The organism is Arthrobacter mobilis (assembly GCF_012395835.1).
Classification (GTDB): Bacteria; Actinomycetota; Actinomycetes; order Actinomycetales; family Micrococcaceae; genus Crystallibacter; species Crystallibacter mobilis.
Map to the genome: position 1 here is coordinate 1,073 of NZ_JAAZSQ010000028.1, position 280 is coordinate 1,352.

A 280-nucleotide genomic window follows, 5' to 3' on the forward strand; every position below is an offset into this window, starting at 1 on the left:
CCGCGTCCGGGTCGAACATCCCCCGCATCCGCCGCTGAGCGTACGCGAAGCCGACCGCGCTGGCCAGGCCCTGGCCCAGCGGCCCGGTGGTGATCTCCACCCCCGGGGTATGCCCGTACTCCGGATGCCCCGGGGTCAGCGACCCCCAGGTCCGCAACGCCTTCAGGTCCTTCAGCTCAAGCCCGTACCCGGAGAAAAACAGCTGCAGGTACAGCGTCAGCGAGGTATGCCCGGGCGAGAGGATGAACCGGTCCCGCCCGATCCACCCCGGATCGGCCGG

1 protein-coding gene is annotated in these 280 nt (G+C 70.7%); it reads right to left on the reverse strand.

Annotation, left to right across the window (positions count from 1 at the left end; all coding sequences use genetic code 11):
- Positions 1-280, reverse strand: a 280-nt coding sequence (locus HGG74_RS21775) for a thiamine pyrophosphate-binding protein (protein ID WP_512698801.1), incomplete at both ends; no start/stop codon positions are given.